At 65.6% G+C, this 209-nt stretch carries 1 protein-coding gene; it reads left to right on the top strand.

Features of this window, described 5'->3' with window-relative positions; all coding sequences use genetic code 11:
- Positions 1 to 209 (top strand): acyl-CoA dehydrogenase family protein (locus tag D8676_RS26650; protein WP_183097271.1); only part of this gene is annotated, 209 nt, incomplete at both ends.

A 209-nucleotide genomic window follows, 5' to 3' on the forward strand; every position in this document is an offset into this window, starting at 1 on the left:
CGCATCCAGGAGGCCTATCTCGACGAGCTGACCGACCCGGCGATCTTCCGCGAGATGGGCGACGCCGGCCTGCTCGGCATCACTGTTCCGGAGGAATATGGCGGGCTGGGCGCCGGCTACGTGACCTATGGGCTGGTCGCCCGCGAGGTCGAGCGGGTCGATTCAGGCTATCGCTCGATGATGTCGGTGCAGTCGTCGCTGGTCATGTA

Origin of the sequence: Mesorhizobium sp. YM1C-6-2, from assembly GCF_003666685.1 — a bacterium.
Lineage (GTDB): Bacteria > Pseudomonadota > Alphaproteobacteria > Rhizobiales > Rhizobiaceae > Mesorhizobium_K.